This is a genomic window from Microbacterium sp. HMWF026 (genome assembly GCF_003061325.1).
Lineage (GTDB): Bacteria > Actinomycetota > Actinomycetes > Actinomycetales > Microbacteriaceae > Microbacterium > Microbacterium testaceum_E.
The window spans coordinates 1-5,706 of sequence record NZ_QAJB01000448.1 but is presented as its reverse complement, the minus strand read 5'-3'; the positions used below and the strand labels follow the sequence as shown (position 1 = coordinate 5,706).

The following is a 5,706-nucleotide window of genomic DNA, read 5'->3' as shown; positions in this document are numbered from 1 at the left end:
CTGACGATGCTAGAGCGTCCTGTGCCCGCGGCGGATCAGGGCGTGTCGAACGACCGCCGCATCACCACGCGGTCACCCTCGAGGGTGCGGATCTCGACCGCCCCGATGTCGGCCGCGGCCAGGTCGGTCCCCGCGCTCAGCTCGGTCGTCGAGCCGGGACCGGCCCGCCAGGTCGACAGCACGCTCGTCGCACCGGCGTCGTCGGTCACGGCGAGCGCGTACGGCCAGCCGCCGGGCGGGGCGTCGAGCACCTCGCCGGTGTACTGGCAGACCAGGTCGATGCGCGTGCCCCACGGCACCGGGGTGAGCTTGACCGAGGCCTCGAGGGGCGCCCCCGCCACGTCGTCGAGGGCGTACACGGCTGTCGGCGTCTGCACCGCGGTGCCGACGGCGATCGCGCCGGGGACGGCGATGGCGACGAGTGCGACCGAGGCCGCGAGCACCCACAGGGTGCGACGGCGGGCGCGACGACGGCGCGCGGCGGCGACGATGCGCTCGCGCAGGGCGGGGTCGGGCGAGGCGACCGGCGCCACCGCGTCGCCGATCGCACGGGCGCGCTCCGCCGAGAGCCGCGACAGCAGTCCCGCGGTGGGCGCCAGCTCCGCGACGTCCGCGCGGCACGCGTCGCACACGGCGAGATGCCGCTCGTACTCCGCGCGGTCCGCCGCCGACAACGCTCCGAGCACGTAGGCGCCGTCCCAGCTCGAGAGACGGTCGTGTTCGTCGGTCACCGGGTCACCCCCCTCTCCTGCAGCGCGAGCCGCAGTGCCCGCACCGCGTAATGCAGCCGCGACTTGACGGTGCCGGCCGGGATGCCGAGCTCTTCCGCCGTCTGCGCGACGCTCCGGCCGCCGTAGTAGGCGCTGACGATCACCGCGCGATGGTCGGGTGTCAGCGTCGACAGCGCCTCTTCGACCAGCAGTGCGTCGAACATGGCGTCGGTGTCGTCGTCGCGCGCCCGTTCGGGCAACTCATCGACGGGCAGTTCGTGGCGACGCCGCGCGCTGCGCGCCTCGTCGATGACGAGGTTGCGCGCGACGGTGTACATCCACGACCTCAGCGACGCGGGGTCGTCGCTCATGACCCGGGGGGTCCGCCAGGCGCGGAGCAGAGTCTCCTGCACGACGTCGTCGGCACCGGCGTGGTCGCCGGTCAGGCTGACGACGTACCGCCAGACGGGGATCGCGTGCGCGTCGTACAGCGCCGTCAGCTGCGCGTGTTGGTCTCGCACCGCGGCATCCCCTCTCCCTCGTTCATGGAGAACACGGGATGCCGGGCCCCGCGGTTCAGTTCGGGACGGCCGCGAGCAGGCCCGACATGAACTGCGGGTCGCCGGTCAGGGCGATGGTGACGCAGACGGCGGCGATCGTGGCCGTGACCACGAACCCGACCAGGGGAACCCAGAACGCCACCCGGCCGCGGCCCAGCCGACGCCAGGTGAGGACGGCGGTCACGAGCCAGCCGACGCCGTAGGTCAGCGCTGCGGCGGCGCCCCACACGTAGCCCGCCGAGAGGTTGGTGTACGAGGCCTGCGAACCCAGGATGCGGGCGGCGGACTCGGCGTAGTTCGGGAAGTCGAGCAGCTGCACGATCGTGGACACGGTCGACACGAGTCCGTAGACGAGCAGGCCGAAGGTGAGGATGCGATCCCACCGCGGACCCCGTACGAGAGGCGACGTCGCGGACGCCGGCACCGGCTCGGGTTCGGCGGCGGGCGCCGGGGCGATTCCCGCGTCGAGGGCCTCGGTCACCTCGGGGCGCTGGATGCGCGCGCGCTGCTCCTCGGGTGTGGCGTACTCGCCGTACTGGGGGCGCGGCGGCCGGCCGGTCGAGGCGTCGTCAGCGCTCACGCGCGACCCCGACCGCCGAGCGCGCGGCTGTCGCGCTTACCGGCGGCATCCTGACGCAGTTCCTTCGGCAGCGAGAACATGAGGTCCTCTTCGGCCGTGCGCACCTCTTCGACGTCGCGGTAGCCCGCGCCGGCGAGCTCTTCGAGCACCTCGGTGACGAGCACCTCGGGCACCGAGGCGCCGCTGGTGACGCCGACCGTCTCGACGCCGTCGAGCCACTCCTGCTTGACCTCGTCGACGTAGTCGACGCGGTAGGCGGCCTTGGCCCCGTGCTCGAGGGCGACCTCGACCAGTCGCACGCTGTTGGAGGAGTTCGCCGAGCCGACGACGATCACCAGGTCGGCGCCGACGGCGACCTTCTTGATCGCGACCTGGCGGTTCTGCGTGGCGTAGCAGATGTCGTCGGAGGGCGGGTCCTGCAGCTCGGGGAAGCGGAGCCGCAGGCGACGCACGGTCTCCATCGTCTCGTCGACGGACAGGGTGGTCTGCGACAGCCACACGACTTTGGAGGGGTCGCGCACCTCGACCGTGTCGGCGTGCTCAGGGGAATTGACCACCGTGACGTGCTCGGGAGCCTCGCCGGCGGTGCCCTCGACCTCTTCGTGCCCCTCGTGGCCGATCAGCAGGATCTCGAAGTCGTCGCGCGCGAAGCGAACGGCCTCGCGGTGCACCTTGGTCACCAGCGGGCAGGTCGCGTCGATCGCTTGGAGTCCCCGATCGGATGCCGCGGACACGACGGCCGGAGAGACACCGTGCGCACTGAAGACGACGTGCGATCCCGCGGGGACCTCGTCGACCTCTTCGACGAAGATGGCGCCCTTCTTCTCGAGCTCGGTGACCACGTGGATGTTGTGCACGATCTGCTTGCGCACGTAGACGGGCGCGCCGTAGCGCTCCAACGCCTTCTCCACGGCGATGACCGCGCGGTCCACTCCCGCGCAGTACCCGCGGGGCGCGGCCAACAGCACCTTCTTGCGGCCGTCGACGGGGATATCCTGGAGCCGCCCGCGACGACCCGGGATGCGGGGAACGGGCAGGTGGACGGCAGGTGAGCTCACCCCTCGATTCTACCGGGGCCGCCCTGGACACCGGCCGAACCCCCTCCCCGGTACCATGACTCCTCTTTCCGCCACCGATCCCCGCGCGCTCCCGGCGCGCGCACCCGAGCGAGCGATATGACCTCCTTCCAGCCCGAGACCGTCCCCGGTCAGGCGCCGCCCGCCGATTCGGTGCACCCGCGCGATTCGCGCACCGACGCCCCCACCTCGGTCTCGCGTCTGAACGACACGATCCGGGGCTTCATCGAGCGCTGGGGGTCGGTCTGGGTCGAGGGCGAGATCACCTCGTTCAACCGCCGGGGCGGCAACGTGTTCGGACGCCTCAAGGACCTCGGCACCGAGTCCACGGTGGCCTTCCGCATCTGGTCGAGCACGCTCGCGCGCCTGCCCAAGGACCTCAAGGTCGGCGATCACGTCGTGGCGTGCGTCAAAGCCGACTACTTCCCGCGCACCGGCGACTTCTCGTTCGCCATCTCGGCCATGCGCCACGTCGGCCTCGGCGAGCAGCTCGAACGCCTCGAGCGCTTGCGCGTGCAGCTGCGGTCCGAGGGCCTGTTCGATCCCGTCCGCAAGAAGAAGCTGCCGTTCCTGCCGCACTGCATCGGACTCATCACGGGCGAGAACTCCGACGCCGAGAAGGACGTGCACCGCAACGCCGAGCTGCGGTGGCCCCGCGTGCGCTTCCGCACGCAGCACGCGGCCGTGCAAGGAGACCGGTGCGTCCCCGAGACCATCGCCGCCCTGAAGGTCCTGGATGCCGACCCCGACGTCGACGTCATCGTCATCGCCCGCGGCGGCGGCGACCCGCAGACGCTCCTCGGCTTCAGCGACGAGCGTCTACTGCGCGCGGTGGCCGCGGCATCCACTCCCGTCGTCAGCGCGATCGGTCACGAGAACGACCGCCCCCTGCTCGACGAGGTCGCCGACGTCCGCGCCTCCACACCCACCGACGCCGCCAAGCGCGTCGTGCCCGACGTCAGCGAACAGCGCGCCCTCGTGGCCCAGCTGCGGGCGCGGCTGACCGGGCGACTCACCCAGCGCGTGCTGCACGACATCGCGCAGCTCGAGCAGATCCGCTCCCGTCCGGCGCTGCGCACTCCGCACACCATGCTGACCTCGCGCGCGCAGGAGCTGTGGATGCTGTCCAACCGCGGCCGCGACATCGTCGACCGCCGCCTCGAGAGCGAAAGGCGTCGTGCGAGCGAGCTCGGCGCCGGGCTGCGCGCCCTGTCGCCGCTGGCGACCCTCGCCCGCGGCTACGCGATCGCTCAGCTGCCCGACGGGGCGGTGGTGCGCGACGCCGCGGACGCGCCCGCGGGGACGACGTTGCGCCTGACCCTCGAGCAGGGCACGCTCGCCGCCCGCTCGAACGGCGCGGTGGCCGACGTGGTCCCGCACGGCACCACCCCTCCTCCCCCGACCGATCCGCTCGACGACGAGGCAAGGGACGGCGGCGTCCCCACCGACGCCGCCTAGAATGGATGCCATGACCGCGACGACCCCCGGCCCTGCCGTCGACGTCGCCTCCCTCTCGTTCGAGCAGGCTCGCGACGAGCTCGTGCGCGTCGTCGCCGAGCTCGAACAGGGCGCACCGACGCTCGAAGAGTCGCTGGCCCTCTGGGAGCGCGGCGAGAAGCTGTACGCCCGCTGCGAAGAATGGCTCCTGGGCGCCAAGCGGCGCCTCGACGCCGCCCGCGGCGACGGAGACGACGACTGATGGCCCGCGTCGTCGCCCACCTCGGGCGCCCCGAGACCCCGCAAGAGACCGCCGACCGCAAGGCCGAGGCCTCGGCTCGGTACCGCTCGAGCAAGACGTTCCGCAACCTCATCGCCGCGCTGCTGGCGACCGTGGGCGTGGTGCTCGTCGTGATCGCCGCCGTTCCCCGCGGCGAGCCGGTCCCCCAGCCGCAGCCCGACGTCCGCGCCCTCGCCGCCGAGCTCGAGGCCGACCGCGGGCGCCCCGTCCTCGCTCCCGCCCTCGACGAGGGATGGCGCGTCAATCAGGCCGGCACCGAGGGCGTCGGCGGCACCGAGGCGTGGACGATGGTCTACGTGCGCTCCGGCGAACCCGGGTTCCTGCGCGTCGCGCAGGGGTTCGACACGGGCGAGGCATGGGTCGCCCAGGTCCTCGACGGCACCCGCAGCACCGAGACGACCGAGATCGACGGCATCACGTGGAACGTGTACCGTCCGTCCAACCCCTCGGGCACCGGCAACATCGACTACGCCCTGGCCACCCCGGCGGGTCCCGACTACGTCCTCGTCTACGGAGACGCCTCCCCCGACACCGCGGCCCTCGCCGCGGCATCCGTCACGTCCCAGATCGAGCAGTTGAGAGAGGTCCCGTGAGCGAGCGCATGACCCCCCGTCAGGTGTGGCAGCAGATGGTGGAGGGCAACAAGCGCTTCATCGCGGGCGAGCCCGCCCACCCCCGTCAAGACGTCGAGCGTCGCGCCGAGCTCGCCAGCTCGCAGCACCCGACCGCGGCACTGTTCGGGTGCTCCGATTCGCGCCTGGCGGCCGAGATCATCTTCGACGAGGGCCTGGGCGACCTCTTCGTCGTGCGCAACGCCGGACAGGTCGTCTCGGACTCGGTCCTCGGCAGCCTCGAGTACGCCGTCGGCGTCCTCGAAGTGCCCCTCATCGTCGTCCTCGCGCACGACGCGTGCGGCGCGGTCGGCGCCGCGATCGACAGCACGGGCCCCGACGCCCCGACCCTGCCCGCCTACATCTGGCGCCAGATCGCCCCCATCGTGCCCGCGGTGCGCCGCGTGCAGCGCGACCACGCCGTCGACGGG

Annotated in this window: 8 protein-coding genes; 4 read left to right on the top strand and 4 right to left on the bottom strand. The window is 72.4% G+C overall.

The features are described from left to right. Positions 1-35: 35 nt before the first annotated feature. The 4 genes from DBR36_RS16255 to DBR36_RS16240 are packed head-to-tail and all read right to left on the bottom strand — an operon-like array spanning position 36 to position 2,908. The gene (locus DBR36_RS16255) at positions 36-731 is read right to left on the bottom strand and encodes a zf-HC2 domain-containing protein (protein WP_108320740.1); all 696 of its coding nucleotides are present in this window, start codon (positions 729-731) and stop codon (positions 36-38) included. Beyond that, positions 728-1,231 carry a sigma-70 family RNA polymerase sigma factor gene (locus tag DBR36_RS16250; protein WP_108320739.1) on the bottom strand — a complete coding sequence of 168 codons (504 nt, stop codon included), beginning with the start codon at positions 1,229-1,231 and terminating at the stop codon, positions 728-730. Before DBR36_RS16250 ends, DBR36_RS16255 begins: the two co-directional genes overlap by 4 nt. A gap of 55 nt (positions 1,232-1,286) precedes the next feature. Continuing rightward, positions 1,287-1,850, bottom strand: coding sequence for a DUF6264 family protein (locus DBR36_RS16245; RefSeq protein WP_108320738.1), 564 nt, complete (start codon positions 1,848-1,850; stop codon positions 1,287-1,289). Then, positions 1,847-2,908, bottom strand: coding sequence for a 4-hydroxy-3-methylbut-2-enyl diphosphate reductase (locus DBR36_RS16240; protein ID WP_181373650.1), 1,062 nt, complete (start codon positions 2,906-2,908; stop codon positions 1,847-1,849). Before DBR36_RS16240 ends, DBR36_RS16245 begins: the two co-directional genes overlap by 4 nt. A gap of 117 nt (positions 2,909-3,025) precedes the next feature. On the opposite strand from DBR36_RS16240, the gene xseA reads away from it, so the two are divergent. The 4 genes from xseA to DBR36_RS16220 all read left to right on the top strand — a co-directional run. Beyond that, complete coding sequence (xseA, locus tag DBR36_RS16235) at positions 3,026-4,384, top strand: exodeoxyribonuclease VII large subunit (protein ID WP_108320737.1); 1,359 nt, start codon at positions 3,026-3,028, stop codon at positions 4,382-4,384. Between the two features lie 10 nt (positions 4,385-4,394). Continuing rightward, positions 4,395-4,625, top strand: a complete 231-nt coding sequence (locus tag DBR36_RS16230) for an exodeoxyribonuclease VII small subunit (protein WP_181373649.1) — start codon at positions 4,395-4,397, stop codon at positions 4,623-4,625. After that, positions 4,625-5,257 (top strand): DUF4245 family protein, encoded by a 633-nt coding sequence (locus DBR36_RS16225; RefSeq protein WP_108320735.1) that lies wholly within the window; start codon positions 4,625-4,627, stop codon positions 5,255-5,257. Before DBR36_RS16230 ends, DBR36_RS16225 begins: the two co-directional genes overlap by 1 nt. 8 nt (positions 5,258-5,265) lie before the next feature. Then, positions 5,266-5,706: carbonic anhydrase (locus DBR36_RS16220; protein WP_308810975.1), on the top strand; the 441-nt coding region annotated here is incomplete at its 3' end.

Bases quoted from the DNA above. Each gene is read 5' to 3' on its own strand.
- xseA (WP_108320737.1), top strand. From the start codon at position 3,026: ATGACCTCCTTCCAGCCCGAGACCGTCCCCGGTCAGGCGCCGCCCGCC.
- DBR36_RS16225 (WP_108320735.1), top strand. From the start codon at position 4,625: ATGGCCCGCGTCGTCGCCCACCTCGGGCGCCCCGAGACCCCGCAAGAG.
- DBR36_RS16230 (WP_181373649.1), top strand. From the start codon at position 4,395: ATGACCGCGACGACCCCCGGCCCTGCCGTCGACGTCGCCTCCCTCTCG.